The following is a 26,622-nucleotide window of genomic DNA, read 5'->3' on the forward strand; positions in this document are numbered from 1 at the left end:
AGTACACACACGTCAAGCACCTGGGGGTCCGTGCGCCATGTCCGAAGCCCGCTCGGCGCCGCTCGCCGTGTTCTTCTCCGGCGGGGTCACCCACGACTTCGAGGCCACCAGCGCCCGGCTGTTCACGGTGCTCGCCGACGACGGGTGGCGCACCGTCGTGACGGAGACTGACGCCGACTTCGTCCGCTGGATGCCCTCGGCGGACCTGCTCGTGTTCAACACCTTGAGATGGACGATGCGGGTCCCGGAGCGTTACGCCGCGCAGGCCGCGGCACGCGGGTTCAGCCCCTCGGGCCCGATGCGTGCCGGGGTCCTCGCCCACCTCGAGCAGGGCCGCGGGATCCTGGCGATGCACACGGCGAGCATCTGCTTCGATGACTGGGCCGACTGGGAGGCCCTGCTCGGAGCCGCCTGGGACTGGGACAGGTCCTCCCACCCGCCGGTGGGGCCGATCTCGGTGCGGGTCTGCGCGCACCCGTTGACGCACGGCCTCGACGACTTCGAGACCGACGACGAGGCCTACAGCGAGCTGCGCCTGGCCGACGACGTCCGGCCGCTGCTGACCACGCCGAGCCAGGGACGCGAGCAGCCGCTGGCCTGGGTCCGGGAGTACGCCGGGGGACGGGTCGCCCACGACGCGCTCGGGCACCACCTGCCCTCGTTCGACCCGCCCGCGCACCGCGAGCTGGTCCGCAGGCTGGCCAGGTGGGCCGGGGGCCTGGAGCTGCCCGGCTGAACCGCTACGCGAGGTCGAGTGGCTAGGCAGCTAGCGCCGATTCGGGTGTCCGTCCCCTCACATCTGGGACAGCGCCACCATGTCGTCCTCGGTCAGGGCGAGCGTCTGCGTGAGCGGGCAGGCGGCCAGGAACCGCACCTGCTCGGAGGGGTGGATCTTGCGCTCGGGGATCGGCGTGACCAGGTCGATCCGCTTGCCCCGGCTGATCACCTCGTGGAACCGCGTCTTGTCGTTGAGCAGCTTGATGTTGCCCAGCGGGTCCCCGTCGAAGACCAGCACGTCGGCGAGCCAGCCCTCCTGCAGCGTGCCGACCTCGCCCTCGCGCCGCATCGCCATGCCGCCGTTGCCGGTGGCGGCGACGATGGCCTCCATCGGGGAGAGCCCGGCGTACTCGACGAGGAGCTCGAGCTCGCGGGCGTGCCACTCTCCGACCGGGGTGACGGCGAAGCCGGTCTCGGACCCCGCCAGGATCTTCACGCCCTCCTGGTGGGCCTTGTGGATCATCTGGCCGGTCGACTCGATCTCGGCGCGGAACATGTCGAGCAGCTCGGGGGCAGTGCCGATCTTCGAGCCGTAGTCGGCCAGGTTGCCCAGCAGGGTGAACGTCGGGCACAGCGCCGAGCCGTTCTCGATCACGGCCTCGAGGGCGTCGTCGTCCATGTAGGAGGCGTGGTAGATCAGGTCCATCCCGGCCAGCGCCGACTCCTTGGTGCTGCTGGAGTTGCGGCAGTGGCCGACCACGAGGGTGTTCAGCTCGTGCGCGGTGTCGCAGACGGTGCGGATCTCGTCCTGGGTCCAGACCTTGACCTCGGGCCCCTTCTGCGACGGGATCACGCCGGTGACGTGCACCTTGATCCAGTCCACGCCGTACTTGATCTGGCGGCGGATCTCGCTGACCATCACGCTGCGGTTCGGTACGACGGTCGCGTACGCCGTGCGCCCCTCGTCCTTGATCAGCCGGCCGGCTGTGCCTCCCACCGACGTCATCAGCGCGTTGCCGCCCGAGGTCATCCGGGGACCCTCGACGATCCCGGCCTCGATCGCGTCGCGCAGCTCGACGCCGATGTTCCACAGGCAGTCGGCGTCCAGGACGCCGGTGACCCCGGCACGCAGCACCTTGCGTGCGTTGTAGGCCGAGAGCATCGAGCTGTAGGCCTCGGTGCGGTGGAAGAACAGCTCGTCGTTGCCGGTGGGCTCTCCGAAGCTGAGGTGGGTGTGCGCGTCGATCAGGCCGGGCATCACGGTCTTCCCGGTCGCGTCGACCTCCACGACGTCGGTGCGCTCGGCCACGGCGTCCAGCGCAGCCTGGCCCATCGCCACGATCCGGTCCCCGGAGATCAGCAGGCCGAGGTTGGGCTCCGGTACGGCGCCGGTGCCGTCGATCAGGGTCCCGCCTCGGATCAGAAGATCGCTCATCAGTCTCTCCTCGCTACGTCGTGGGCAGTCGGTTCCGGGAGGTGCACGGGCCGGGCGGGCTCCCGGCAGGTGGGCTCAGGCATGGGTCACTCCCAGTCCCAGGCCGCCGTCGACGGTGAGCACGTTGCCGGTCGCCCACTCGGCGCGGACGAGGTACTCGACGGCCTCGGCCATCTCCTCCACCGTGCCGATCCGGCCCAGGGCGTGGGCGGAGGCGAGCCCCTTGAGCCGTTCCTCGGCCTGGGTCGAGTCGCCGAGCCCCGCGCGCTGGTTCAGCTCGGTGAACACGGCTCCCGGCCGTACGCAGCTCACCCGCACCTGGTCAGGGCCGAGCTCGGCCGCCAGCACTCCGGTGAGGGTCTCCAGCGCGCCCTTCGTGGCGGCGTACGGCGAGGCCCCGGGGAACGCCCGCTGGGTGTGCACCGACCCGAAGAACACCACGGCGCCACGGCTGCGGCGCAGGTGGGGGAGGGCGTCGCGCAGCAGCTGCACGGGGCCGACCACGTTGGCGTGGAAGAGCGCGAGCATCTCCGACTCGTCGAGGGACTCCACCGGGCCGCGGTACATGTTGCCGGCAGCGTTGACGAGGGCGTCGATCCCGCCGCCGTGCTCCACGGCGGCGTCGACGAGCTGGGCGCGGTCGGTCGCGACGGTCACGTCGGCCTGCACTGCCAGGCACGTGGGTCCGAGCGACTCCGCCACGGCGGCGACCTTCTCGCTGCGGCGGCCCGCGATGGTGACCCTGGCGCCGAGCCCGACGAAGTGGCGTGCCACTCCCTCGCCGATCCCTGATCCGCCGCCGGTGACGACCACCGAGATCCCGTCCACTGGGCGCACTGTGTCTCTCCTAGTCCGAGTTCGCTCGCGAGTGTGAGGGCGGTGAGGGCCGGGGCCCTCAGTCCTGCCCGGGGGAGTCGACGCTCCTGGGCCGGGCGAGCCCGGCCAGGGTCGCCTTGGTGATGCCGCCGTCGACGACGAGGTTCTGTCCTGAGACGTACGACGCCTGGTCCGAGCCCAGGAACAACACGGCCCCGGCGATGTCCTCGGCGGAGCCGAGGCGGCCCAGGGGGACGTGGGAGGTGCGCTGGGCACGGGTGACGGGATCGGCGTAGATCGGCTCCGACATGCCGGCGTCGATCAGGCCGGGGGAGACCGTGTTCACCCGGATTCCGTGCTCGGCCCACTCCAGCGCCATCTGCTCGGTCAGCCGGATCACCGCAGCCTTGCTGGAGGTGTAGGAGCCGGCGTTGATGGCCGCGGCGACCCCGTTGATCGAGGCCAGGTTGACGATGCAGCCACCGCCGGCACGGGCCATCAGACGCGCCGCGGAGCGGGCGACGACGAAGGTTCCGGTGAGGTTGAGGTGCAGCGCCGCCTCCCAGTCGGCCACGCTGAGGTCGAGCAGCGGGCCGAAGCGCACCATCCCGGCGTTGTTCACCACCAGGGCAGGGACCTCGGGAAGCGCAGCCAGGGCCTCGGCCACGGCGGCCTCGTCGGTGACGTCGACGACCGTTCCCTGCACCCCCTCGACGCGGGTGGTCAGGGCGTCCAGCCCGGCGCCGTCGATGTCCCATGCCGCGACGCGGTACCCCGCCTTGGCCGCGTGCTCCGCGACCACCGCGCCGATGCCGCTCGCGGCCCCGGTCACCACGGCCCAGGTCGTCCCGGGACCCGTGTCGGCCGGCATCACTGCGCCGACCCGAGGAGGACGGGGTAGGTGCCGAAGTGCTCGCGCTCGGTGTTCGGGTCGCGGGTCGGCGGATGCTGGGGATCGCGGCGAGCGTTGTTGTCCAGCAGCGCCCTGACCATCAGGGGGACGGTGCCGAGCACGTGATCGGCGCTCGCCTCGGGGCGCGGGACGGTGCCGCCGTCGAGCTCCATGCCGATGCAGGCGTGCATGCCCCCACCGAAGGTGTGCCCCCAGGGCTGCACCCCGTCAGGCACCACCCGGTCGGGGTCGAACTTTGCTGCGTTCGCGCCGAAGACCTCGGAGTCCCGGTTGGCGGCGCGCAGGTCCATGTTGACCGAGGCTCCGGCCGGGATCACGCGACCGTCGCGCAGGGTGATGTCGGTCAGCGCCCGCCGCCACGCGACGGGGCTGGCGGGGTGCATCCGGAACGCCTCGTGGACGCAGCGCTGCAGGAAGACGTCGTCGTCGAGCCGGTCGAGCTCGTCGGGGTGCTCCTCGCACCAGGTGAAGATCTCGTCGACGGAGTGCGCGAACGCGTTGGCGGTGCTGTGCGAGCCGGCCTGGAGGTAGAACACGACCTCGCGACGGATCACCTCGGGGGTCAGCTCCAGGGCGTCGACGTTGCGCAGCAGCGCGGTGAGCACGTCGCGCGGCAGGTCCGCCTCCTCGATCTCTCCGTTCTCGAGCTGCGCCAGGAGTGCCTGCCGACGGGTGATCGAGGGTGCCAGGAAGACCTCGCTGAAGTGCTCCAGGACCTCGGCCACCTCGGCGTTGACCTCGTCGTGGTCGCGCGTGGAGTGGACGAGGACGGCGCCCTCGCTGAACTTGACCGTGAACCCCAGCAGGGCCTCGGTCTCCTCCGCGGTGCCCAGGGGGCGGTCGACCCCGGCCACCTGCGCGGTGAGGTTCATCGTGATCCGGTAGCCGAGCTCGATCAGGTCGCCGCGGCCGGCGGCGACGTACGGCGCCATCGCCTCCTCGATCAGGCCGGGCACCACCTCGGCCTCCCACCAGCGGAACGTGCCCCGCCGGAACAGCCGGTTCTCCAGGCGCCGACGGGCCTGGTGCGCGGACCCGTGCAGGTCGAGCAGGCAGTCGGCCATCACCACGCCGCCGGCGTCGTACAGCGCCTGGCGCAGCTCGCGCTGTCGGAAGGCGTCCCACACCTCGTGGTAGCCGGTCAGGTCGGTGGGGGTGCCCGCGACGGGACAGTGGTCGACCGTCAACAGGGCCTCCGAACAAGCGGCGTGTAGTTCCTAACGACGATAGGTCTTCCGCGGGGGACTGTCCACCCGTATGGTCCCGCAGATGGAACCTTCGCTGCCGGTCATCGACGTGCACGCCCACGCGGTGCTCGAGGAGTCCCTGGGTGCTGCGGGGGCGGACGGCCCCGAGCTCAGCCCGGACCCGGAGCGGCCCTGGTTCCGCGTCGGTGGCTACGTGCTCGAGGGCGTGCGCTACCGCAACAGCCCGTTCATGGATCCCGACCTGCGGATCGCGCAGATGGACGCTGCCGGGATCGACGTGCAGCTGCTCTCGCCCAACCCGCTGACCTACTTCGGCGACTTGGACCCGGTCACCGCCACGGACTACTGCCGCCGCCACAACGACGCCCTGGCGGCCGTGGTCGCGCGGCACCCGGGACGCCTCCTCGGCGCGGCCCAGCTGCCGACCCAGGACCTGGCAGCGTCTGCTGCGGAGCTGGAGCGAGCGGTCCGCGACCTGGGCCTGGTCGCGGCCTACGTCGACACCGATCCCGGCCGGACCCTGGACGATCCCGAGATGGACCCCTTCTACGAGGCCGTCGTGGACCTCGACGCGCCGCTGTTCGTGCACCCCTCGCCGCTCGGCCCGGACGGGCCACCAGCCGATCCGCGGCTGCGCCGCTTCGACCTCGACCTGCTGCTGGGCTTCGCCTACGACGAGACCCTGGCCGTGGCCGCGCTGGTCTTCGGAGGGGTGCTCGAACGGCACCCCGGTCTCGACGTGTGCGTCTCGCACGGTGGGGGAGCCACCGCGCTGCTCGCGGGCCGGTTCGAGAGCGCGACCCAGCGACGCGCGTGGGCCGGACCGCACCTGCAGGACGGCGGGTTCGAGGACCACCTGCGAAGGATCTGGTTCGACACCCACGTGCACAGCGACCGTGCCCTGGACTGCCTGATCGACGCCGTGGGGTCGGAGCGCCTCGTCTACGGCACCAACTTCGCCGGCTGGGACGGCGGCGCCGCCCCCGAGCCCGCGCTCAGTGACACGCTCTCCCGCAATGCCACCCGGCTGCTGCGACTGTGAGTGCCGGACTCACCAGGTGGGGACCTCGCGGGCGCCGTCGCGCAGGGTGATCGCCCCGGACGGGCAGTTGCGCGCGATCTCCAGGAGCCGGGGGTCCGGGATCGGCGCCGGGTCCGAGAGCACCTCGGCGATGTCGTCGTCGTCGAAGCCGAAGACGGCAGGGGCGTCCGCGACGCACTTGCCCGAGCTGATGCACAGGTCCTGGTCCAGGTGCACGGTGTAGGCCATCGGTCGTCCTCTCCTTCGATCCTCCGCGGTCCTTGATCCTCCGCGCGCGCCGGTCGTCGCTCTCGGCGTACGGCTCAGCCGGCGGCCATGGCGGTGAGCGAGCGCTCCACGAGCACCCTGCTCAGGTGCCTGCGGTAGTCGGCCTCGGCGGCCAGGTCGCTGGTCGGCGCGGTCCCCTCGGCGGCCAGCTGGGCCGCCTCGTGGTGCGACGCTCCGTCACGCAGCGCCTGCTCCACCGCGGTGGCCCGGCAGGGCACGGCCGCCATGTTCACCAGCCCGATCCGGGGCGCGTCGCCGCCCACGGCGGCCACTCCCACGATCGCCCAGTCCTGGCTGCGGCGACGGAACTTCTGGAAGTCGCAGGGGAGCCCCTCGGTGCTGGGCACCCTGACCTCGAGCAGGATCTCGTCGGGGGCCAGGGCGGTCTCCCAGAAGTCGACGAAGAAGTCGGCAGCGGAGACCTCGCGGCTTCCGGCGGGCCCGGTGACGACCACGACGGCGTCGAGGGCCAGCAGCGTGGCCGGCAGGTCGGCGGCGGGGTCCGCGTGTGCCAGCGACCCTCCGATCGTGCCGCGGCTGCGCACCTGGGGGTCGCCCACGGTGGCCGCTGCCCTGGACAGCAGTGGCGCCAGCCGCTGGACCAGCGGGCTGCGCTCGAGGTCGCGGTGGCGTACGCCGGCACCGATCCGCAGGCCGTCGCCGGACTCCTCGATCCCGCCGAGCTCGGGGAGCTGCCGGATGTCGACCAGCACGGAGGGGTTCGCCAGCCGCAGCTTCATCAGCGGCAGCAGCGAGTGGCCGCCGGCGAGCAGCTTTGCCTCCTCGCCGTGCTCGACGAGCAGCTTGCTCGCCCCCTCCACGGAGTCGGCCCGCACGTAGTCGAACCGCGCCGGGATCATCGCGCCACCGCCTCGTCGGCGGACGCGTCGCGTTCACGACGGGCGACCGGCCCCGGGCCTCCGTTGGCAGCCGCCCACTGCACCGACTCCACGATCATCTCGTAGCCGGTGCACCGGCACAGGTTGCCCTCGAGTCCCGACCGGATCGTCTCCGCGCTGGGGTCGGGCTCGTCGAGGAGCAGGCTCGTGGAGGCCATCAGCATGCCGGGCGTGCAGTAGCCGCACTGCAGCCCGTGGCACTGCCGGAAGCCCTCCTGGACCGGGCTGAGCTCGCCCTCGTGGGCGAGGCCCTCGACCGTGACGACCGAGGACTGGGCCGCCGAGACCGCGAGCACGGTGCAGGACTTGACCGCCTCGCCGTCGAGCAGCACCGTGCAGGCGCCGCAGTTCGAGGTGTCGCAGCCGACGTGGGTCCCGGTCAGCCCGAGCTGCTCGCGCAACAGGTGCACGAGCAGCAGCCGCGGCTCCACGCTCACCTGGACGGGCAGTCCGTTCACCGTCAGGTTCACCGTGTCGTTCATGCGCGCTCCTTCTCCTGCGATTCGTTGCGGGCGGCCTGGATCGTGCGCCACACCTTCTGGGAGGTCAGTGGCATGTCCAGGGTGCGCACGGCGTACGGCGCCAGTGCGTCCAGCACCGCGTTCACCACTGCCTGCGGTGCGGCCGTGGCGCCGGCCTCGCCGAGCCCCTTGGCGCCCAGAGCGTTGAACGAGGTCGGGATCTCGAGGTGCGAGGTCTCGATGGACGGCATGTCGGGAGCCGTCGGGACCATGTAGTCCACCAGCGTGGAGGTCAGCGGCTGGCCGTTCTCGCCGTACCGCACTTCCTCGAGCAGCGCCTGGGCGATGCCCTGGACGACGCCGCCGTGGACCTGCCCCCGGGCGAGCAGCGGGTTGATCACCACGCCGCAGTCGTCGATCGCGACGTACCTGACCACCTCGACCTCGCCGGTGTCCTGGTCGATCTCGACCACGCACCCGTGCGCACCGCTGGGGTAGCTGAGGTTCTTGGGCTCGTGATAGCTGGTGAACTCCAGGCCCACCGGGCTGTCCTCGGGCAGCCGGTGCGGCTTGTAGGCGCTCAGCGCGACCTCCGCGAGGCTGATCGTGGAGTCGGGCGCACCGCGGACCCCCAAGGCGCCCGGTCGCATCTCGATGTCCTCCACCGAGGCCTCGAGCAGGTGCGCGGCGACCTCGCGGAGCCGGTCTGCGAGCCGGGCGGTGGCCATCTTCACCGCCGGGGCGGCGACCGGCATCGCGCGGCTGCCCATGGTGCCGATGCCCTCCTGGACCCGGCCGGTGTCGCCGTGGACCACGTTCACCGACTCGAACGGGACCGCCCCACCGAGTGCGTCCACGGCGATCTGGGCCATCACCGTCTCGTGGCCCTGGCCGTGCGGGCTGGTGCCGATGGAGAGGGTCAGGGACCCGTCCGGGCTCATCTGGGCGGTGGCGGACTCCCAGCCGCCGACGTACCCGAAGGCCTCGAAGAACGCCGAGGGGCCGAAGCCGGCCATCTCCACGAACACCGACGTGCCGACGCCGAGGAGTCGGGCGCCCGGGGTCGCGCGCCGTTCCTCCTGCTCACGACGCAGCCCCTCGTAGTCGAGGGCCTCGAGGAGCATCGAGTGCAGCTTGGGGTAGTCGCTCTCGTCATAGACGACGACCGGGAACTGCGCGGCGTAGGGCATCTCCTCGGGCTGGATGAAGTTGCGCCGGCGCACCTCTGCGGGGTCGATGCCGAGGTCGAAGGCGATCACGTCCATCAGCCGCTCGATCAGGTACGCCGCCTCCGGCCGCCCGGCACCGCGGTAGGCGGCCACCGGCGTCGTGTTCGTGGTGACGCTGCGGAACGAGGCACCGATCTTGGGGATCTTGTAGCACCCCTGGGACATGAAGATCGTCAGCGTGGGCAGGCCGCTGCCGGTGACGTCGGGCCAGGCGCCGCAGTCCTGGATGATCTTGAGCTGCATCGCGAGCAGCTTCCCGTCGTCGTCGTACCCGACGTCGAGGTCCTGCACCTGGGCGCGGCCGTGGGTCATCGCGACCAGGCTCTCGCTGCGGGTCTCGACGTACTTCACCGGACGCCCCAGGCGTCGGGACAGCTCCACGGTGAGGATGTACTCGGGGTAGAAGCTGGCCTTGGACCCGAACGCCCCGCCGACGTCGGGTGCCACCACCCGCACCTGGTGCTGGGCGAGCCCGAACATCGTGCACAGCTCGTTGCGGATGGGGTGCGGTGCCTGCACCGTCGCCCAGAGGGTGAGCCGGTCGCCGCTCCACTCCGCCACGCAGCCGATCGGCTCTACCGGCACCGGGGCCACGCGCTGGTTGTGGATGCGCAGCGACGAACGTCGGGGAGCGGCGTCGAGCTCGGCCTGGGCGTCGTCCTCGGTGAGCGGGACCTCCATCACCACGTTGCTCGCCATGTTCGGCACGATCGGGGCGGCTCCCTCGGCCATCGCGGCATCGATGGTGCTGAGCACCGGGAGCTCCGCGTAGTCGACGCTGACCAGCTCGACGGCATCGGCCGCGACGTAGCGGTCGGTCGCCACCACGACAGCGACCGGCTCCCCGACGAACCGCACGGTGCCCTGGGCCAGGCACGGACGCTCCATGCCCGGGACGGACCTGGTGAACGGGAGGCCGGGCAGGTCCTCGGCGGTCCACACGCCCAGCACGCCGGGCAGCGCCCGTGCCTCGCTGGTGTCGACCTGCTCGATCCGCCCGTGCGCCACGGGGCTGCGCACGTACGCCATCACCACGGTCCCGGCGAGCCGGACGTCGTCGACGAACTGGCCCCGTCCGGTGAGCAGGGCCGGGTCCTCCTTGCGCAGTACCGAGGTGCCGATCAACGCCGTCATGGTGTGTCCCTTCCGGCGTCGCGGGGGTTAGTCGTTAGCAGCACTCCGACGCTCGTTCGGCGACAGTCTGGCCCAGCACGTGCGCCGATACAAGGGTTTGCTGTTAGGTGCATCACAGGTGCAGGCGCGCCCACATCGCCGGGAAGCGACCTCAGGGGCGGGCAGGTCGACACGGTGAACCAACAGTGGTTAGAACCTTGACGCCTAATCAGATCCGAGCAAGTCTGCTCGTGACCGGCCGACGAGAACGAGGAGCACTGGTGACGCCCGAGCCAGACGACACAGACCGGTCCCTGACCACGGACGTGGTGGTGATCGGCGCCGGACCGGCCGGGATGGCCGCGGTCGCTGCGGCTGCGAGCGAGCAGGTCGACGTGGTCGCGGTCGAGGCGCGTGAGCACATCGGCGGCAACGCCGTGTGGTCGACCGGCTACCTGGCCTTCGTGGGCTCGCAGGCCCAGGCGGAGGCGGGGATCGAGGACAGCGAGGAGGTCTTCCTCGAGGACGCACGGCGGATGGTCGCCGATGCCGAGAACGACTTCGGCATCGTCTGGGACGAGGAGCTGGCGAGGCTGTTCGCCCGCGAGAGCGCCGAGACCTACCGGATCCTCACCGAGCGAGGGGTCCGGTTCAGCAGGTTCATCCCGCGTCCTGCCCAGCACTCGGTGGACCGCATGCTGGCCACCGAGGACACCTGGGCCTACCAGCGCGCCTTTCAGCGCGACTTCGAGCTGCCACACGTGACCACGATGTTCGGCAGCCAGGCAGTGCGCCTGCTCGTCGAGGACGGTCGGGTCGGCGGCGTCGTGGTCCGCGCCGCGGACGGGGCCGAGACGACTGTGCACGCTTCGCGAGGCGTCGTGCTCGCCGCCGGCGGCTACCAGGCGAACCCCGAGCTGCGCCGCCGGTACCAGCCGGGGTTCCTCGCGGAGGGCCCCTACCTTGGCATCGACACCGCGCGCGGTGACGGCCATCTGCTGGGCCAGTCGGCCGGTGCCGACCTGGTGAACATGACGTTCGTGCCGCCGTTGGTGATCGTCTCCTCCTCGCTGGTCGAGGACGCCATCGCCGTGGACAGCTCCGGCAACCGGTTCCACGACGAGGCCGGCCCGTACGACGACCGGGTCGAGCGACTGGTCGAGGCGCCGGGCCGCCGGGCCCACTACGTCTTCGACGAGGTGGTCGCGACCGAGAAGTCGACGCTGATCGCCCAGATGCCCCAGCCTGCGATCACCCGGCAGACGCTCGCCGAGCTGGCCGAGGCGATCGGGGTGCCGCCACCGGCCCTCGCCGAGACCGTCGCGCGGTGGAACGCCTTCCTGGCGACCGGGGAACCGCGCGACCCGGCCTTCGGTCGCGTGGTGCTGCCCCCCGGGCGCCGCGACATCTCCACCGGACCGTTCACCGCCGTGCCGATGGTGATCGGCGTGAACTTCAGCTGTGGGGGCTTCCGAGTCACCCAGGACCTCCAGGTGATCGACGTGTTCGGTCAGCCGATCCCGGGCCTCTACGCGGCCGGTGACTGCGTCGGTGGTCTCAACCCCGCCTCCGACCTCGGTGGCATCCACATCAGCGGCGGCTTCACCCTCGGCAGGCTCGCCGGCCTGGCCGCGGCGCGGGGAGCGAGCGACGCCCGGCCCCGTGCCACCGCCTTCGGCCTCAGCGCTCCCAGCAACCTCGACACGGTGATGGCCCTCGTCCGTCTCTGACCCCACTGTTCCTCTCGGGACAAGCCCCACCCACTCACCCACCATCACCACGAGCGGAGCAACGAAGTGTCTGTAGGTGTCCTCTTCACCCAGGGAATGACGACCGGAGAACCCCATCAGGTCTTGGCAGAGATCCTGGAGCAGGCCGAGACGGCTGACCGCCTCGGCTTCGAGTTCGCACTGACCACCGAGCACAAGTACTCCGACGAGTACTTCGGCTCTCCGATCCCGTTGTCCTACGCGATCGCGGCCCGCACCCAGCGGGTCAAGGTCGGTACGGCGATCGCGATCGCCCCGCTGTACAACCCGATCGAGCTCGCGCAGGACATCGCGACCCTCGACCAGCTCTCGAACGGACGTGCGTGGATCGGGCTGGGCGCCGGCTACATGGACGTCGACTACAAGACCCTCGGGGTCTCGTGGGAGGACCGCGCCCAGCGATTCGACGAGACGGTCAGGATCGTTCGGGAGGCCCACAGTCGCGAGCGGTTCTCCTTCAGCGACCAGATCTATGACTTCGACGACGTCTCGGTGATCCCACCCCCGCTGCAGCAGGGCGGTGTCCCGCTGCACCTCGCCGCCTGGAGCCCCGGTGGTCTGCGCCGTGCGGGCAGGCTCGGTGACGGCTGGATCACCAATGCGATGATGTCGCTGAGCACCATGACCGAGATGTCGGCGGCCTATCGTGCTGCCGCTGAAGAGGCCGGCCGGAAGCCGCACATCACCTCCATCCGATTCTGCTGGCCCACCCGTGACCTGGAGCACGCCATGGACAAGTTCGGGACCACCGCGCTGTCCATGGCCCGCACCCTCTTCGAGTACGGCGCCATCACCGACCTGCCCGGCGTGGAGTCGGCCGATGACATCTCCTTCGAGGAGTTCGTCCGGGACCGGTTCATCTTCGGTACGCCCGAGGAGTGCCTGGCGACGATGCAGCGCTTCCAGGACCAGGCCGGTGTCGACGACTTCCTGATGGTCTTCCGCTACCCGACCGGCCCGGACCAGGAGTCCGTCCTCGAGGCCATGGAGCTCTTCGGGGCCGAGGTGCTCCCGCACGTCACGGTGCCGGCGGCGCCCGCGGGAGTCTCGTGACGCGGCCTCTCCGGGTGGGCGTCGTCGGGGCGAGCTACGCCGCGGCCACGCACCTGCCGACGTACCGAGCGATGCCCGACGTGGAGGTGGTCGCCGTCGCCACCGCCCACCGGGACACCGCCGATGCTGTGGCCAGGCAGTTCGCGATCCCGCGCGCCCACGTCGGTTTCGAGGCGTTGTGCGCGGACCCCGAGGTGGACCTCATCGACGTCTCCACCCGGCCGAGTCGGCACCGCGAGATGTCGGTGCTGGCGCTGGAGTCGGGCAAGCACGTCCTGTGCGAGGCGCCCCTCGCGGTGGACGTGGCCTCGGGCGAGGCGATGGTCGCCGCCGCCGCGGCGGCGGGCCGGCTCGGCATCGTGGACATGCAGTCCCGGTTCTCGCCAGGCATCTGGACGCTGCGCCAGCTCGTCCGGGACGGCTGGCTGGGGACGCTCGAGAACGTCGAGGTCCGTGCCTTCTACCCGACGTTCACCCGCCCCGAACGGGTCGAGTCCTCCACGTGGTGTGCCGACTCGGCGTACGGCGCCAGCACGTTGCGGGTCCACGGCCTGCACACCGTCAACCTGGTGCAGTGGATCTTCGGGCCGCTCTCCGGGGTGAACGGGACTGCCGCGACCAGGCGACCGCTGTGGCCCGCGCCAGGCGGGGACATCCCGGCGACCAGCCGCGACAGCGTCGCGTTCACGGGGCGGCTGGGGGATGGCGCGGTCTACTCCCAGCACTCCTCGTGGGTGGCGTGGCACGGGTCCGGCTGGCGGCTGGCGGCGTACGGCAGCGACGGGATGCTGGTTGCCGAGGCGGACGGTCACACCGGGCACTTCCCGGTGCGGCTCTCCGGCGCGCGGCGCGACGATCCCGAGGTCCGGGACCTGGCGGTGCTGCGCGAGACCAGCGAGGTCCCCGAGGTCGACAGCGGCGCTGCGACGTACCCCTTCGCCAGGCTGGTGCGCCGCCTTGCCCGGGTGCTCACCGAGGAACCGGTGGACGTGGCCGCGCAGCGAGAGCGCGCGGCCGACCTGGAGCTGCCGACCTTCACCGAGGGCCTCGAGCTGTTGCGTATGGCCGAGCGCGTGGAGCGCTGAGCCGGCGACACGGACGTACGGTGTCGCCATGAACGTGCGCCGCTGGGCGATCGGCCTCGAGCGCACGTGGGACGCCGCCCGGTTGCGCCGGGTGGGATCGCGGCCGCCGGCGTACTTCCGGATCGAGCCCTACATCGGGCACGGCGGACCCAACGGTGTCGTCGTACGGGGCAGGGTGCTGGACGCCCCGGCGCCCTCGGAGGCCATCGAGGGTGAGGGCGTGGGCGCCTCGGTGCGCCGCACGGTGCGTGAGTTCGTGACCAACGAGCTGCCCCGGGTGCCGCTGCGGGTGACGGTCGCCGGAGCGGTGGCCGAGGTCGTCACCGACATCGACGGCTACTTCCTTGCCCGGCTCCACCCGGAGCCGGGTCGGCTCAGCTCTCCCTGGACGACCGGCACGGTCGAGCTCGCGGGGGAGTACCGCGGTCTGGACGGACCGCAGACCACGCTCCTCGAGGTCCGGGTGCCGGAGCCTGCCGGGCGGTTCGCGATCCTCTCCGACATCGACGACACGATCCTGGAGACCGGCGTCCAGCGCGTCGGCCAGATGATCCTGCAGACGATCACCGGGTCCGCGGTGACGCGGACACCGTTCCCGGGAGCCGCCGACCTCTACCGGGACCTGGCAGCCGGCGTGAACCCGGTCTTCTATGTCTCCTCCAGCCCGTGGAACCTGCACGCGTTCCTGGTGGCGTTCCTGCGGCACCGCGGGTTCCCGCTGGGCCCGGTCCTGCTGCGCGACCTGCTCGGCACCGCCGAGGGTCGGGAGCAGAAGACCGGTCGCCTCCACGAGGTCCTCGATCTCCATCCCGACCTGAGGTTCGTCCTGCTCGGGGACTCCGGCGAGAAGGACCCCGAGCTGTACGCCGACCTGGTCCGCGCCTACCCGGGCCGCATCCTCGCCGTCTACATCCGCGAGGTCCGCCTCGACCCCGGCGACGGCCGGGTCGAGAAGGTCACCGGCGACTGGCTGCACGACGTCCCCTTCGTCCTCGCGGCCGACAGCGACGCCGTACGCCGCCACGCCGAGCAGCTCGGCCTCCTCTGAGACTGGGGCCCGAGGTGGTCGAGCCGCGGCACCACATGGTGGTCGAGCAGCGGCACCACATGGTGGTCGAGCAGCGAGCGAAGCGAGTGGATAGTCGAGACCACTCCGGTGAGTAGGCAGACAGGCGTACGACGGGCACGCCAGTCAGGTAGTCGAGACCACTCGCAAGCGCCGCGCCGACGAACCCCTGCTGCGATAGTTGCCCCCATGCCTTCCGGGACCGGTTCGACCGCCCAGCCACAGGCGCGCATCGACTACTCGTTCGAGCCGCACGTGCCGCTCTCGCGGGAGCAGGCCGACCGCGTCTGCCAGGCCGTCCTCGACGTACTGCGTCCGGCTCTGGGCTTCGTGGTCGTCGACGCGTTCACGGACTACTCGGACGAGCTCACAGAAGGCGTCGAGGAGGCGGAGCAAGGTCTGCGCGATCTCGCGGCCCGGCAGCGCCCCCGGAAGCGACGGCCTGGCATGGGGGTCGAGGTCGATCCGCAGGACGACGAGCAGTGGGCGTTGTTGCGGGCCTATGCCGCCTGGTCGATCAACGTGGACCTCTGGGCCAGGAAGCATGAGGGAGACCTCGGCACGTTCCACGACTGCGCCCACGGCGTCTGGGCGTGTCTCAGCCCCGAGGAGGTTGCGACACTCACGGACGCGACCGCTGCGCTCGGGGTGTGGGTGCCGATGGCTGAGATACGCGCGGAAAACAAGGCAGCCGAGCAGCAGAGACGAGCGGACCGCCGGCAGGAACGGGCGGCACGGCTGCGTCGCCTGTGGCCACGTCGGTGACTGGTTCCACGGTGGACCGATCCGCCGCCGTCCCCGGGTGTTCAAGGGGGCACCCAGGGCGATTTGCCGGCGTACGTCGGCGCAACCACTAGGTGGTCGAGCAGCGAGCGGAGCGAGTGGTCAGTCGAGACCACTCAGGTGAGGCAGCAGGCAGACGCAAGCCGTGCAGAGGGGCTGAGTCAGTAGAAGGGCGGTGGTGCGTCTGGCTGCGGCGGCGGCCGATCCGCGGTGACATCCACCGTCCCGTGGTGATCCCGCAGGAACGGAAGCCCATGCGGACTGGTCCACAAGAAGGTCCCGGGCTCCAACGTGGTGTAGCCCCACGTCGAGTGCGTCTTCAACCGACTGTTTGCTCGCTGGCGCTCGCTTCTCGACGCAAGGCTTCGCTCGCTGCTCGACCACCATGGGGTTGCGTGGCCAAGGGACCCTGCTGCCGGCGTACCTCTGATTTCCGGCGCACCGGAGTGGTCTCGACTATCCGCTCGTCTCGACTGTTCGCTCGCTGGCGCTCGCTGCTCGACGCAAGGCTTCGCTCGCTGCTCGACCACCTTGGGGTTGCGTGGCCAAGGGACCCTGCTGCCGGCGTACGTCTGATTTCCGGCGCACCGGAGTGGTCTCGACTATCCGCTCGCTTCGCTCGCTGCTCGACCACCTTGGGGCGCGTCCAGCTCGAGCGCCTCGGGCTAGAGCTGGGCCCAGGCCCGGGTGAGGACGTCGCGGAGGATGGACTCGATCTCGTCGAAGACGGCCTGGTCGGCGACCAGCGGGGGAGCGAGCTGGATCACCGGGTCCCCGCGGTCGTCGGCGCGGCAGTAGAGGCCGGCCTCGAACAGGGCGCCGGTGAGGAAGCCGCGCAGGAGGCGCTCGCACTCGGCCTCGTTGAAGGTCTCCTTGGTGGCCTTGTCCTTGACGAGCTCGATCCCGTAGAAGAACCCGTCGCCGCGGATGTCGCCCACGATCGGCAGGTCGTTGAGCTTCTCCAGGGTGGCGCGGAAGTCGCCCTCGGTGTCGCGGACGTGCTCGTTGAGCTGCTCGCGCTCGAAGATGTCGAGGTTGGCCATCGCGACCGCGGTCGAGACAGGGTGGCCGCCGAAGGTGTAGCCGTGCGCGAAGGAGGTGTCGCCCTTGGAGAACGGCTCGAAGAGGCGGTCGGTGGCGACCATCGCGCCCAGCGGGGAGTAGCCCGAGGTGAGGCCCTTGGCGCAGGTGATGATGTCGGGCTGGTAGTTGTACCGCTCCGCCGCGAACATGTGGCCGAGCCTGCCGAAGGCGCAGATGACCTCGTCGGAGACCAGCAGCACGTCGTACTCGTCGCAGATCTCGCGGACGCGCTCGAAGTAGCCAGGGGGTGGCGGGAAGCAGCCGCCGGAGTTCTGCACCGGCTCGAGGAAGACGGCCGCGACGGTGTCGGGCCCCTCGAACTCGATCGCCTCGGCGATCCGGTTGGCAGCCCACTGGCCGAACTTGTACTCGTCGTCCGGAGCGCCGGTCTGGAACTGCTCCGGGGCGCGGTAGAAGTTCGTGTTCGGCACGCGGAACGTGGAGGGAACCAGGGGCTCGAAGGGAGCCTTCATGCCCGGCAGCCCGGTGATGGACAGTGCTCCCTGCGGGGTGCCGTGGTAGGCGATCGCGCGGCTGATCACCTTGTGCTTGGTCGGCTTGCCGGTGAGCTTGAAGTACTGCTTGGCCAGCTTCCACGCCGACTCCACGGCCTCGCCGCCGCCGGTGGTGAAGAAGACCCGGTTCAGGTCGCCCGGCGCATAGCCGGCCACCCGCTCGGCGAGGTCGATCGCGCTCGGGTGCGCGTAGGACCAGAGCGGGAAGAACGCGAGCTCGGCGGCCTGCTTGGCGGCCGCCTCGGCGAGCTCGGTGCGGCCGTGTCCCGCCTGTACGACGAAGAGCCCCGCGAGGCCGTCGAGGTAGCGGTTGCCGTGGGAGTCCCACACGTGCACACCGTCGCCACGCACGATCGTCTGCACGTCGTGGGTGTCGTAGGTCGAGTGCCGGGTGAAGTGCATCCAGAGGTGATCCTTGGCTGCGCGCTGGCGAGCCTCGTCCTGGCTGGCATCGGTCATGGTGGCACCTCGGGTCGTGTACGGCGGAGAGGCCAGTCTGCCCCGTCCGCGCCATGGGTGGCAAACGATTCGGCGCGCCGATGCGGCGAATCTCGATGGAATCGTTTGGTGAAGGCCGGTCGGACCTATCGAATCCGTCGCGCAATGACTACGCTCACCGCATGGCAGACACCAGGTTCCGCAACGTGGTCAACGGAGAGCTCGTCGACGCGGCGTCGGGGGAGACCTACGACGTCATCGACCCCACCACGGGGGAGGTGTACGCCACCGCTCCCAAGTCGGGTCCCGAGGACGTCGACCGCGCCTACCGGGCCGCCTCGACCGCGTTCGAGACCTGGCGCGACGCCACCCCCGCCGATCGCCAGAAGGCCCTGCTGAAGATCGCGGACGCCCTCGAGGAGCGGTCCCTGGACTTCGTCGACGTGGAGTCGCGAGACACCGGCAAGCCGATCGGCTTCACCATCGAGGAGGAGCTGCCGCCGGCGATCGACCAGCTCCGGTTCTTCGCCGGCGCCGCGCGGGTGCTCGAAGGCAAGTCCGCGGGGGAGTACCTCAAGCACCACACCTCCTGGGTACGCCGCGAGCCGATCGGCGTGGTCGGACAGGTCACCCCGTGGAACTACCCGCTGATGATGATGGTCTGGAAGGTCGCGCCCGCCCTGGCGGCCGGGAACTGCATCGTGCTCAAGCCCAGCGACACCACGCCCGCGTCCACCACCCTGTTCGCCGAGCTCGCCCAGGAGTTCCTCCCGCCGGGTGTCTTCAACGTGGTGACCGGGGACCGGGACACCGGACGTGCGCTCGTCGACCACCCGACCCCGCAGCTGGTCGCGATCACCGGCTCGGTCCGCGCCGGCATGGAGGTCGCCGGTGCCGCCGCCAAGCAGGTCAAGCGGGTCCACCTCGAGCTCGGCGGCAAGGCGCCGGTGATCGTCTTCGACGACGCGGACGTCGAGGCCGCGGCGGAGGGGATCGCGGCGGCCGGCTACTTCAACGCCGGCCAGGACTGCACGGCCGCCACCCGCGTCCTCGTCGGCCCCCGGGTCCACGACGACTTCCTCGCCGCCCTCACCGAGCAGGCCAGGAACACCAGCACCGGCATGCCCGACGACCCGGACATCCTCTACGGCCCGCTGAACAACGCCGACCAGCTCGCGCGGGTCTCCGGGATGGTGGACCGGCTGCCCGACCACGCGCAGGTCTCTGCCGGCGGTCACCGACAGGGCGAGAGCGGCTACTTCTACGAGCCGACCGTCCTCTCCGGGCTGCGGCAGAACGACGAGCAGATCCAGAACGAGATCTTCGGCCCGGTGATCACCGTGCAGAAGTTCACCGACGAGGCCGAGGCGCTCGCCTGGGCCAACGGGGTGGAGTACGGCCTCGCCTCCAGCGTGTGGACCAAGGACCACTCCCGGGCGATGCGGTTCTCACGCGACCTGGACTTCGGGTGCGTGTGGATCAACACCCACATCCCGATCGTCGCGGAGATGCCGCACGGCGGCTTCAAGCACTCCGGCTACGGCAAGGACCTCTCGATGTACGGCCTCGAGGACTACACCCGGATCAAGCACGTGATGTCCTACTTCGGCGAGTGAGATGAGAATCCTCCTCGTCGGGGCCGGCGGAGTCGGGTCCGCCTTCACGGCGATCGCCGCGCGGCGTGACTTCTTCGAGTCGTGCGTCGTTGCGGACTACGACGACGCGCGGTCGCGAAAGGCGGTCGACACGCTGGGGGACGACCGATTCGCGGCCGCGCAGGTGGACGCCTCCGACGCCTCGTCGGTGGAGGCGCTGGTGCGCGAGCACGCGATCACCCACGTGATGAACGCGGTGGACCCGCGGTTCGTGATGCCGATCTTCGAGGGGGCGTACGCCGGCGGCGCTGACTACCTCGACATGGCGATGTCCCTGTCCCGGCCGCACCCGGAGGCGCCGTACTCCCGCACCGGGGTCAAGCTCGGCGACGAGCAGTTCGCCGTGGCCGAGCAGTGGGAGCGGGCGGGACGGCTGGCGCTGTGCGGCATCGGGGTGGAGCCGGGTCTCTCCGACGTGTTCGCGCGGTACGCCGCTGACCACCTGTTCAGCCACATCGAGGAGCTCGGCGTCCGCGACGGGGCGAACCTCAGCGTCGAGGGGCACGAGTTCGCGCCGTCCTTCTCGATCTGGACCACGATCGAGGAGTGCCTGAACCCGCCCGTGGTGTGGGAGCGCGACCGCGGCTGGTTCACCACCGAGCCGTTCAGCGAGCCCGAGGTCTTCGAGTTCCCCGAGGGCATCGGCCCGGTGGAGTGCGTCAACGTCGAGCACGAGGAGGTGCTCCTGATGCCGCGATGGGTCGACTGCGAGCGAGCCACCTTCAAGTACGGCCTCGGCGAGGAGTTCATCGACGTCCTCAAGACCTTGCACAAGCTCGGGCTCGACCGCACCGAGAAGGTCCAGGTCCCCGGGGGTGCGGTCAGCCCGCGCGACGTGGTGGCCGCCTGCCTGCCCGATCCGGCCACGCTCGGGGACAAGATGACCGGGAAGACCTGCGCCGGCCTGTTCGTGACCGGGACCGGCAAGGACGGCCAGCCGCGGGCGACGTACCTCTACCACGTGGTCGACAACGAGTGGTCCATGCGCGAGTACGGCCACCAGTGCGTGGTCTGGCAGACCGCGGTGAACCCGGTGGTCGCCCTCGAGCTGCTCGCTACCGGCGTCTGGACGGGCGCGGGCGTCCTCGGTTCGGAGGCCTTCGACGCGGTGCCGTTCCTCGACCTGCTGACCGCCTACGGGAGCCCGTGGGGGCAGCGCGAGGGCAGCTGACCCACGCCACGAAGCGGCGGGCCCGCGGACGCTGGATTTCACTACAGTGAACGAGTGGTGAGAACCGTGAGCAGGCGCGCCCCCGAACGGACCAGTGCTCGGGTACGCCGGCTGGTGCTGCTGCTGATGGCCCTGACAATCGTGCTGGTGGTCCCGGGCAGCGCGAACGCCGCCGACGACCCGGAGCCGCGCCTGGTCAAGGTCGGCACCGAGGGCACCTACCCGCCGTTCACCTACAAGGACCCGCGGACCGACCAGCTCACCGGCTACGACATCGAGGTCGTCAAGGCGGTCGCGAAGGAAGCCGGCTGGAAGCCGGAGTTCGTCCAGGGGACCTTCGACGCGCTCTTCCCGGCGCTGGACTCCGGGCGGATCGACGTGATCGCCAACCAGGTCACGATCAACCCGGAGCGGCAGGCCGGCTACCTGTTCTCCGAGCCGTACACGTACTCGCGCGGCGTGATCGTCGTGGCCAAGGGGACCAAGGGGATCTCTCGGCTGGAGGATCTGAAGGGCAAGACCACCGCCCAGTCCGAGACCAGCAACTGGGCCCAGGTCGCTCGCGACGCCGGCGCGAAGGTGGAGTCGGTCGAGGGCTTCGCCCAGGCCGCCGCCCTGCTCAAGCAGGGTCGGGTGGACGCCATCGTCAACGACAACATCGCCGTGCTCGACTACCTCGCCTCCACCGGCTCCGACGACGTGGTGATCGCCGGCAACGCGGGCGGTGAGATCTCCGAGCAGGCACTGACCTTCCGCAAGAGCGACACCCGCTTGCGCGAGCAGGCCGACGCGGCGTTGAAGAAGCTGCGCCAGGACGGGACGCTGGCGAAGATCTCGAAGTCCTACTTCAAGTCCGACGTGTCGGTGGAGGACCCCGACGACGTCGACCTGAAGGGCTCCGACGCCGGCCGCAGCACCTGGAAGGTCGTGCAGGACACGGCCGGTCGGATGCTGGTGGGGGCGGTCAAGGTGACCATCCCGCTGACGATCATCAGCTTCCTGATCGGCCTCGCGCTCGCCCTTGTCACCGCGCTCGCCCGGCTCTCGAACAACCGGTTGCTCGACGCGCCCGCCCGGTTCTACATCTCCGCCATCCGCGGTACGCCGCTCCTGGTGCAGCTGTTCATCGTCTTCTACGGCCTGCCCCAGATCGGCATCGACCTGCCCGGCTTCACCGCGGCGGTGCTCGCGCTGAGCCTCAATGTCGGCGGGTACGCCGCTGAGATCATCCGCGCCTCGATCCTGTCGGTGCCCCGCGGACAGTTCGAGGCGGCCACGACGATCGGCATGGACTACCGGATGACCATGCGCCGCATCGTGCTCCCGCAGGCCACCCGGATCGCGGTGCCGCCGCTGTCCAACACCCTGCTGTCGCTGGTCAAGGACACCTCACTGGTGGCGGTGGTGCTGCTCACCGACCTGTTCCGGGTGGCCCAGAACGCCGCCTCGACGAGCGGCAAGTTCATGGCGCTCTACGTGCTGGCCGCTCTCTACTACTGGGTCATCTGCTGGGTGCTCTCACTCGTGCAGCAACGCTTGGAACGCCGCCTGGAGAGGTTCGCCGTATGAGCACGCCGACGCACGGCAGCCCGCTGATCGAGGTCACGGGGCTGCACAAGTCATTCGCGGACCACCACGTCCTTCGGGGCATCGACTTCACGGCCGACGAAGGTACGGCGACCGTGCTCCTCGGGCCGTCCGGATGTGGGAAGACCACCGTGCTGCGATCGCTCAACGTGCTGGAGACCCCGGACGCGGGCAGGATCAGGATCGCCGACGCGGCGGTGGACTTCGGCGCCCTGCCCGACGCGAAGTCCGAGCGACGCCAGCAGGTCGCCGCGCTGCGCTCCCGCACCGGGATGGTGTTCCAGGCGCACAACCTGTTCCCGCACAAGACCGTGCTGGAGAACCTGATCGAGGGACCGGTCCAGGTGCAGAAGCGCCCGCTCGACGAAGCGGTCGCCGATGCCCGGGTCCTGCTCGCCCAGGTGGGCCTGCCCGAGCGGGAGGACACCTATCCCGCCCAGCTCTCCGGCGGGCAGCAGCAGCGCGTGGGCATCGCCCGGGCGCTGGCGCTGAAGCCGCAGGTGGTCCTGCTCGACGAGCCGACCTCTGCGCTCGACCCCGAGCTCGTCGGTGAGGTGCTCGGAGTGATCAAGGACCTGGCAGCGGAGGGATGGACCCTGATGATCGTCACCCACGAGGTGCGGTTCGCCCGCGACGTCGCCGACCAGGTGCTGTTCCTCGATGACGGTGGGGTCATCGAGCGGGGTGGGGCCGAGGTGCTGACCGACCCGCAGCACGAGCGCACCCGGCAGTTCCTGAGCCGGATCCTGGCGGCTGGCTGAGCCGCCGCTCATCGGAATGTCAGCGCTCGATCAGCAGCAGATGGAATCCGCCAGGGCGAGGTGCAGGCAAGTGACGGGCACCTCTAGGTTCGGCAGCAAGGTGTGTGAACCTGGCAGAATGCGTCGCGTGAGTGCAGACCCCCGCCTGGTCATGTGGCGACGTATTCCGCCCGCCACCGGCCACAGCACCGCCCGGCTCACCCGGGCCCGCCAAGGCTGGACGGCTCGCGCGACAGAGGTCCTCCTCGACGCGGCCGCCCCGATCTCATGCACCTTCCAGGTCGAGCTGGACGAGGCGTGGCGCACCGTGGCCGCCCACGTAGAGGCGTTCTCCACCGGGGTGGCCACCCTCGACCTCCGCGCCGAGGGCGACCGGTGGTGGCAGGACGGAGAGCGGGCGCCCATCCTCGACGGCTGCGTGGATGTGGACATCGCCGCGACACCGCTGACGAACACGTTCCCGATCAGGCGCCTGCAGTCGCTGGCCGCGGGCGAGTCGGCCACGACTTCGGTGGCGTGGGTGGAGGTGCCGACCTTGAGGGTCTCCCGGGTGGAGCAGACCTACACACGGCTGGACCCCGCCGGCGGGCCGGATGCCTGGGAGTACAGCGACCTGCTGCACGGCGCGTTCCGGCTCACCGTGGACGAGGACGGCCTGGTGCTCGACTACGAGGGCTTCGCGACGCGCGCGTGGGACGAGTTGCGGAGCGGGTCCTAGCCGGGGGCACTGTCCGCCTCGATGGGGATCTCGCTCGTCGTGGTGGTCGGATGGGTGCCGGCCGCGCCCTCGCAGACGGTGCGTTGCGGCCCTTCTACGAGAACGCGTTCCATGCTGCAGAACACCTGGCGCTGGCTGAGCTGTTCAGTTACGCGCCAACCGCTGAGGAGATCAGCAACGCCAAGACCCACCAGACGGCGCGCAGCACCTACCAGTTGTGCGCCCGGCTGGAGAACGCCGACGTACGGTTCGTTCAGCTACTCGGCGAACTGGACAAGCCTGTGCCACGCACGACCATCATGTCTGCATCGATCGATGTGTACTCGTCGCGGCAGAGCGTTCGTGTTCGAGCGCCCTTCGCGGCATGAGCGGATGTTCGCCCGGACGCTAGATGATCCTCACTCAGAGTCCCGCTCCCACATGAAGCGGTAGCCCTCGCCTCGTGCTTGCCTTGGATGGAGGAAGGGCCACCAGAAGGACCGCAGCGCGTTGCGCGCCATGTGGCGTACGACGTGACCCGGAACTTTGACCGCTCTCGCGTTCGCCTCTTCGCGGACAATGTTCTCCGCGTCGGCCTGAGTGAGTGTGCGTCGGTTGCGGCGGATGCGCCGCAGCGCGTTCAGCGTCGCCCCGGCGTGAGCCTCCGCGTTGTAGGGAGGGTCAGGCGGATGGTCACCCGTACCCACGGCTGTTCTCACCATCCCCGCACCTCCCCTCGCCTCATATGGCGTCTATGCCCAGCATGCCACTGCCGGGCCGGGGCATCCGGTCATCGGCATGAGCGCGCGGATCGCGGCAGATGCGGACGTTCGCGTCAGGCCTTGGAGCGTCTTCTGGACAGTGCTGTGCGCAGCCGCAGCACCAGGGCCAGCCCCAGCGGAGCAAGGCCCAAGATGAAGAATCCGATGCCATAGCCGAAGTAGATGTCCCGGCTGGTGTCGCTTTCCAGATACGCCCGAAAGAGCCACACGGCCGCGACGAGCCAGCAGCCGACTCCGGCGACGACGAGCAACCACACCCACAAGATGCGCTCTCCCATGGGTCCCGGCGGGACGGACGGCACCTGACTGGTCATGGCGGTGAGTCTTGCACTCGCAACGCGAGCCGATGTCCATCCACGTCGAACTCATCGCGGCAGATCCGGATGCTCCGAAAGACGATCCCCTTCCGGGATGACAGACAGCCGCATGATGCTCGACGGGTTCACCTTCCTCAGCTCCCCCGCAGGCCAGCGTGTTGGATGGTCCTTATCGTCGTTGTGCATGAACTCAACGCTGCGGTGAGCGGCCGCGGCGACCCGATGCGAGCCAGCGGTCCGCTCCACCGGGTAGTTGGGCGACTTTTGCAGCGATTGCGCGAGCTGCACCGCAACCCAGTGCGGCCGAAGGGCTCAAAGAACCTGTCATCGGCACTCACTCGGGCTTGAGATACGCACCCTGAACGTACCTCACCCGCCCATCACGCAAGGCGCGGCCGGAATTGGCACGCTTCTGGGCATGTCGCTCGCCAAGCACCAGGTGCATTCCAAGAGGAGGCGATGTGCCCGCCGGCGGTCGGTTTGCGTCCAGCCAGGCAAGGATCGTCGAAGAGACGTCCCGGAACGTGTGCTCTTTGAGGCCCAACTTGCGCAAGAGTGTTCGCAAGTCTTCCGGGGAAATCAGGTGGCTCTGCCCCGGCTCACTCGCCCAGGGAACGGGAAAATCGAGCGACTGTCCGTTGCCCGCACAGATGTCCTGGAACACGAACTGACCGCCGGGTCGCAGGACGCGCGTTATTTCACCGTAAAATTGGCGCTTTTCGGCAATGTTCATTTGCGTCTGAATCGTCCACACGCAATCGAACGCGCCATCATCAAAGGGTAGCGCCAAAGCATTGCCTCGACGGAATTGGGTCCGCTCTGCAAGGCGCGTCATGCGGGACAGCTCGTTGGCCACGGTGCAAAACTCAGGCATAAGGTCAATACCGGTGACGTCACACCTGTACGTCGCGGCGAGGAATCGTGCCGGGCCGCCCAGGCCGCTGCCCACGTCAAGCACCCGTGTTCCGGGCTTGAGTGCAGCGAGTGCGGCGAGATCCTTCGTAGCAGCGCGCCCGGCCGAGTGAAACTCATCGGCCGGCGCAAGGTCATCCACAGTCGGCGCGTCAGGGTCCTTACCCGCTTCGCGCAAACCAGCGACGATGCGATCGAGCAATCCGACAGCACGGTAGTGAGCTTGAACTGAACGCTCATCAGCCAAGATGACGCCTCCCTTCTGTCGCCCAACCAGATGTCGACACCCTAAATGCGAGGACGACCACCTCGGTCACCCCGCGATGCCACTGCCAACGCGACCCCCGGCGACCGCTTCGCGTCACAGCGATCCACACCACGACACGCGGGCCGCGCCGGATCCCGCCGTCCCGTAAGCCGAACCTCCTGCGGGAAACTGGCGGTCAGCCGTCCGCGCGACCCCCCTCTCGTCCGGCAAGACCCGTCCGGCGAAGCCTCCGGTGAAGGGGCGTCAACCGGACCAGCGCGCTGGCTCTCGGCATGACCGCGCGCGGATCGCGGCATGAGCGTGCGCATCCCACAATGGGATGCGTCCAGGTACGATGGGTCGCATGAGCACACAGATCGCCGTTCGCCTCCCCGACGAGATGGTCGCCTTCTTGGACCGCGCCGTGACCACTGGCAAGGCTCCCAGCCGGGCCGCGCTCGTCGCAGCCGCGGTGGAGCGGGAGATGCGTCGACAGGCTGCCGAGCAAGACGCACAGACCCTACGTGAGCACGGCCCCGCCGACGAGCTGGACGATCTGGTGCAGTGGAGCAGCACCCACCTCGAGGTCGAGGACTGATCG

Annotated in this window: 26 protein-coding genes; 14 read left to right on the forward strand and 12 right to left on the reverse strand. The window is 70.0% G+C overall.

Features of this window, described 5'->3' with window-relative positions:
• Window positions 1-37 precede the first annotated feature (37 nt).
• The gene (locus AC4BGB_RS19900) at window positions 38-736 is read left to right on the forward strand and encodes a ThuA domain-containing protein (RefSeq protein ID WP_490548729.1); all 699 of its coding nucleotides are present in this window, start codon (window positions 38-40) and stop codon (window positions 734-736) included.
• A gap of 57 nt (window positions 737-793) precedes the next feature.
• Here the strand turns inward: AC4BGB_RS19900 and AC4BGB_RS19905 are convergent, their stop codons facing one another.
• The 4 genes from AC4BGB_RS19905 to AC4BGB_RS19920 all read right to left on the reverse strand — a co-directional run bounded on the left by AC4BGB_RS19905 (window position 794) and on the right by AC4BGB_RS19920 (window position 5,068).
• Complete coding sequence (locus tag AC4BGB_RS19905; protein WP_490548730.1) at window positions 794-2,152, reverse strand: metal-dependent hydrolase family protein; 1,359 nt, start codon at window positions 2,150-2,152, stop codon at window positions 794-796.
• A gap of 75 nt (window positions 2,153-2,227) precedes the next feature.
• On the reverse strand, window positions 2,228-2,989 hold the full coding sequence (locus tag AC4BGB_RS19910) for an SDR family NAD(P)-dependent oxidoreductase (RefSeq protein WP_490548731.1): 762 nt from the start codon (window positions 2,987-2,989) through the stop codon (window positions 2,228-2,230).
• A gap of 58 nt (window positions 2,990-3,047) precedes the next feature.
• Window positions 3,048-3,839 carry an SDR family NAD(P)-dependent oxidoreductase gene (locus tag AC4BGB_RS19915; protein ID WP_490548732.1) on the reverse strand — a complete coding sequence of 264 codons (792 nt, stop codon included), beginning with the start codon at window positions 3,837-3,839 and terminating at the stop codon, window positions 3,048-3,050.
• Complete coding sequence (locus AC4BGB_RS19920) at window positions 3,839-5,068, reverse strand: cytochrome P450 (protein WP_490548733.1); 1,230 nt, start codon at window positions 5,066-5,068, stop codon at window positions 3,839-3,841. The genes AC4BGB_RS19915 and AC4BGB_RS19920 overlap by 1 nt, the downstream gene beginning before the upstream one ends.
• Window positions 5,069-5,150: 82 nt before the next feature.
• Here AC4BGB_RS19920 and AC4BGB_RS19925 point away from each other — a divergent pair, with 82 nt between their 5' ends.
• The gene (locus tag AC4BGB_RS19925) at window positions 5,151-6,131 is read left to right on the forward strand and encodes an amidohydrolase family protein (protein ID WP_490548734.1); all 981 of its coding nucleotides are present in this window, start codon (window positions 5,151-5,153) and stop codon (window positions 6,129-6,131) included.
• A gap of 9 nt (window positions 6,132-6,140) precedes the next feature.
• Here AC4BGB_RS19925 and AC4BGB_RS19930 read toward each other — a convergent pair whose 3' ends face one another.
• From AC4BGB_RS19930 to AC4BGB_RS19945, 4 genes are all read right to left on the reverse strand, one after another.
• Window positions 6,141-6,359 (reverse strand): ferredoxin, encoded by a 219-nt coding sequence (locus tag AC4BGB_RS19930; RefSeq protein ID WP_490548735.1) that lies wholly within the window; start codon window positions 6,357-6,359, stop codon window positions 6,141-6,143.
• A 74-nt stretch (window positions 6,360-6,433) separates the two neighbouring features.
• Entirely contained in the window at window positions 6,434-7,258 is an 825-nt protein-coding gene (locus tag AC4BGB_RS19935; RefSeq protein ID WP_490548736.1) for an FAD binding domain-containing protein, read from the reverse strand.
• A complete protein-coding gene (locus AC4BGB_RS19940; RefSeq protein ID WP_490548737.1) occupies window positions 7,255-7,779 on the reverse strand; it encodes a (2Fe-2S)-binding protein in 525 nt (174 codons plus the stop codon). The genes AC4BGB_RS19935 and AC4BGB_RS19940 overlap by 4 nt, the downstream gene beginning before the upstream one ends.
• Window positions 7,776-10,121 carry a xanthine dehydrogenase family protein molybdopterin-binding subunit gene (locus AC4BGB_RS19945; protein WP_490548738.1) on the reverse strand — a complete coding sequence of 782 codons (2,346 nt, stop codon included), beginning with the start codon at window positions 10,119-10,121 and terminating at the stop codon, window positions 7,776-7,778. Before AC4BGB_RS19945 ends, AC4BGB_RS19940 begins: the two co-directional genes overlap by 4 nt.
• A gap of 260 nt (window positions 10,122-10,381) precedes the next feature.
• On the opposite strand from AC4BGB_RS19945, the gene AC4BGB_RS19950 reads away from it, so the two are divergent.
• The 5 genes from AC4BGB_RS19950 (at window position 10,382) to AC4BGB_RS19970 (ending at window position 15,838) form a co-directional block, all read left to right on the forward strand.
• The gene (locus AC4BGB_RS19950; protein ID WP_490548739.1) at window positions 10,382-11,830 is read left to right on the forward strand and encodes an FAD-dependent oxidoreductase; all 1,449 of its coding nucleotides are present in this window, start codon (window positions 10,382-10,384) and stop codon (window positions 11,828-11,830) included.
• Window positions 11,831-11,896: 66 nt separating this feature from the next.
• A complete protein-coding gene (locus tag AC4BGB_RS19955; protein WP_490548740.1) occupies window positions 11,897-12,922 on the forward strand; it encodes an LLM class flavin-dependent oxidoreductase in 1,026 nt (341 codons plus the stop codon).
• The gene (locus tag AC4BGB_RS19960) at window positions 12,919-14,007 is read left to right on the forward strand and encodes a Gfo/Idh/MocA family protein (RefSeq protein ID WP_490548741.1); all 1,089 of its coding nucleotides are present in this window, start codon (window positions 12,919-12,921) and stop codon (window positions 14,005-14,007) included. Before AC4BGB_RS19955 ends, AC4BGB_RS19960 begins: the two co-directional genes overlap by 4 nt.
• A gap of 28 nt (window positions 14,008-14,035) precedes the next feature.
• A complete protein-coding gene (locus AC4BGB_RS19965; protein WP_490548742.1) occupies window positions 14,036-15,055 on the forward strand; it encodes an App1 family protein phosphatidate phosphatase in 1,020 nt (339 codons plus the stop codon).
• 207 nt (window positions 15,056-15,262) lie between these two features.
• Window positions 15,263-15,838 (forward strand): hypothetical protein, encoded by a 576-nt coding sequence (locus AC4BGB_RS19970; RefSeq protein ID WP_490548743.1) that lies wholly within the window; start codon window positions 15,263-15,265, stop codon window positions 15,836-15,838.
• Window positions 15,839-16,521: 683 nt separating this feature from the next.
• On the opposite strand, the gene AC4BGB_RS19975 is transcribed toward AC4BGB_RS19970, so the two are convergent.
• Window positions 16,522-17,913, reverse strand: coding sequence for an aspartate aminotransferase family protein (locus AC4BGB_RS19975; RefSeq protein WP_490548744.1), 1,392 nt, complete (start codon window positions 17,911-17,913; stop codon window positions 16,522-16,524).
• Between the two features lie 161 nt (window positions 17,914-18,074).
• Here AC4BGB_RS19975 and AC4BGB_RS19980 point away from each other — a divergent pair, with 161 nt between their 5' ends.
• The 6 genes from AC4BGB_RS19980 to AC4BGB_RS20005 all read left to right on the forward strand — a co-directional run bounded on the left by AC4BGB_RS19980 (window position 18,075) and on the right by AC4BGB_RS20005 (window position 24,152).
• A complete protein-coding gene (locus AC4BGB_RS19980) occupies window positions 18,075-19,508 on the forward strand; it encodes a gamma-aminobutyraldehyde dehydrogenase (protein WP_490548745.1) in 1,434 nt (477 codons plus the stop codon).
• Between the two features lies 1 nt (window position 19,509).
• Window positions 19,510-20,718, forward strand: a complete 1,209-nt coding sequence (locus tag AC4BGB_RS19985; RefSeq protein WP_490548746.1) for a saccharopine dehydrogenase family protein — start codon at window positions 19,510-19,512, stop codon at window positions 20,716-20,718.
• 66 nt (window positions 20,719-20,784) lie between these two features.
• Window positions 20,785-22,287 carry an ABC transporter substrate-binding protein/permease gene (locus tag AC4BGB_RS19990; protein ID WP_490548747.1) on the forward strand — a complete coding sequence of 501 codons (1,503 nt, stop codon included), beginning with the start codon at window positions 20,785-20,787 and terminating at the stop codon, window positions 22,285-22,287.
• Window positions 22,284-23,066: an amino acid ABC transporter ATP-binding protein gene (locus AC4BGB_RS19995; protein WP_490548748.1), complete on the forward strand. Its 783-nt coding sequence runs from the start codon at window positions 22,284-22,286 to the stop codon at window positions 23,064-23,066. The genes AC4BGB_RS19990 and AC4BGB_RS19995 overlap by 4 nt, the downstream gene beginning before the upstream one ends.
• Window positions 23,067-23,193: 127 nt before the next feature.
• Entirely contained in the window at window positions 23,194-23,784 is a 591-nt protein-coding gene (locus AC4BGB_RS20000; protein ID WP_490548749.1) for a putative glycolipid-binding domain-containing protein, read from the forward strand.
• A gap of 50 nt (window positions 23,785-23,834) precedes the next feature.
• A complete protein-coding gene (locus AC4BGB_RS20005; RefSeq protein ID WP_490548750.1) occupies window positions 23,835-24,152 on the forward strand; it encodes a hypothetical protein in 318 nt (105 codons plus the stop codon).
• A gap of 446 nt (window positions 24,153-24,598) precedes the next feature.
• Here the strand turns inward: AC4BGB_RS20005 and AC4BGB_RS20010 are convergent, their stop codons facing one another.
• Genes AC4BGB_RS20010 through AC4BGB_RS20020 form a run of 3 tightly spaced genes read right to left on the reverse strand, consistent with a single transcriptional unit; the run spans window position 24,599 to window position 26,021 of the window.
• Window positions 24,599-24,859, reverse strand: coding sequence for a hypothetical protein (locus AC4BGB_RS20010; RefSeq protein ID WP_490548751.1), 261 nt, complete (start codon window positions 24,857-24,859; stop codon window positions 24,599-24,601).
• Between the two features lie 51 nt (window positions 24,860-24,910).
• Window positions 24,911-25,150 (reverse strand): hypothetical protein, encoded by a 240-nt coding sequence (locus AC4BGB_RS20015; RefSeq protein WP_490548752.1) that lies wholly within the window; start codon window positions 25,148-25,150, stop codon window positions 24,911-24,913.
• 46 nt (window positions 25,151-25,196) lie between these two features.
• Window positions 25,197-26,021, reverse strand: a complete 825-nt coding sequence (locus tag AC4BGB_RS20020; RefSeq protein WP_490548753.1) for an SAM-dependent methyltransferase — start codon at window positions 26,019-26,021, stop codon at window positions 25,197-25,199.
• Window positions 26,022-26,385: 364 nt separating this feature from the next.
• Between AC4BGB_RS20020 and AC4BGB_RS20025 the strand changes: the two genes are divergently transcribed.
• A complete protein-coding gene (locus AC4BGB_RS20025) occupies window positions 26,386-26,619 on the forward strand; it encodes a ribbon-helix-helix domain-containing protein (RefSeq protein WP_490548754.1) in 234 nt (77 codons plus the stop codon).
• Window positions 26,620-26,622: the final 3 nt, after the last annotated feature.

The sequence above is a fragment of the Nocardioides sp. Z30_9 genome (assembly GCF_058215735.1).

Coding starts and splice junctions, on each gene's coding strand:
- AC4BGB_RS19905 (WP_490548730.1), bottom strand. CDS start 2,152: ATGAGCGATCTTCTGATCCGAGGCGGGACCCTGATCGACGGCACCGGC.
- AC4BGB_RS20010 (WP_490548751.1), bottom strand. CDS start 24,859: ATGACCAGTCAGGTGCCGTCCGTCCCGCCGGGACCCATGGGAGAGCGC.
- AC4BGB_RS19930 (WP_490548735.1), bottom strand. CDS start 6,359: ATGGCCTACACCGTGCACCTGGACCAGGACCTGTGCATCAGCTCGGGC.
- AC4BGB_RS19940 (WP_490548737.1), bottom strand. CDS start 7,779: ATGAACGACACGGTGAACCTGACGGTGAACGGACTGCCCGTCCAGGTG.
- AC4BGB_RS20025 (WP_490548754.1), top strand. CDS start 26,386: ATGAGCACACAGATCGCCGTTCGCCTCCCCGACGAGATGGTCGCCTTC.
- AC4BGB_RS19915 (WP_490548732.1), bottom strand. CDS start 3,839: ATGCCGGCCGACACGGGTCCCGGGACGACCTGGGCCGTGGTGACCGGG.
- AC4BGB_RS19935 (WP_490548736.1), bottom strand. CDS start 7,258: ATGATCCCGGCGCGGTTCGACTACGTGCGGGCCGACTCCGTGGAGGGG.
- AC4BGB_RS19995 (WP_490548748.1), top strand. CDS start 22,284: ATGAGCACGCCGACGCACGGCAGCCCGCTGATCGAGGTCACGGGGCTG.
- AC4BGB_RS19985 (WP_490548746.1), top strand. CDS start 19,510: ATGAGAATCCTCCTCGTCGGGGCCGGCGGAGTCGGGTCCGCCTTCACG.
- AC4BGB_RS19900 (WP_490548729.1), top strand. CDS start 38: ATGTCCGAAGCCCGCTCGGCGCCGCTCGCCGTGTTCTTCTCCGGCGGG.
- AC4BGB_RS19965 (WP_490548742.1), top strand. CDS start 14,036: ATGAACGTGCGCCGCTGGGCGATCGGCCTCGAGCGCACGTGGGACGCC.
- AC4BGB_RS19975 (WP_490548744.1), bottom strand. CDS start 17,913: ATGACCGATGCCAGCCAGGACGAGGCTCGCCAGCGCGCAGCCAAGGAT.
- AC4BGB_RS19945 (WP_490548738.1), bottom strand. CDS start 10,121: ATGACGGCGTTGATCGGCACCTCGGTACTGCGCAAGGAGGACCCGGCC.
- AC4BGB_RS19980 (WP_490548745.1), top strand. CDS start 18,075: ATGGCAGACACCAGGTTCCGCAACGTGGTCAACGGAGAGCTCGTCGAC.
- AC4BGB_RS20005 (WP_490548750.1), top strand. CDS start 23,835: ATGGGTGCCGGCCGCGCCCTCGCAGACGGTGCGTTGCGGCCCTTCTAC.
- AC4BGB_RS19970 (WP_490548743.1), top strand. CDS start 15,263: ATGCCTTCCGGGACCGGTTCGACCGCCCAGCCACAGGCGCGCATCGAC.
- AC4BGB_RS19925 (WP_490548734.1), top strand. CDS start 5,151: ATGGAACCTTCGCTGCCGGTCATCGACGTGCACGCCCACGCGGTGCTC.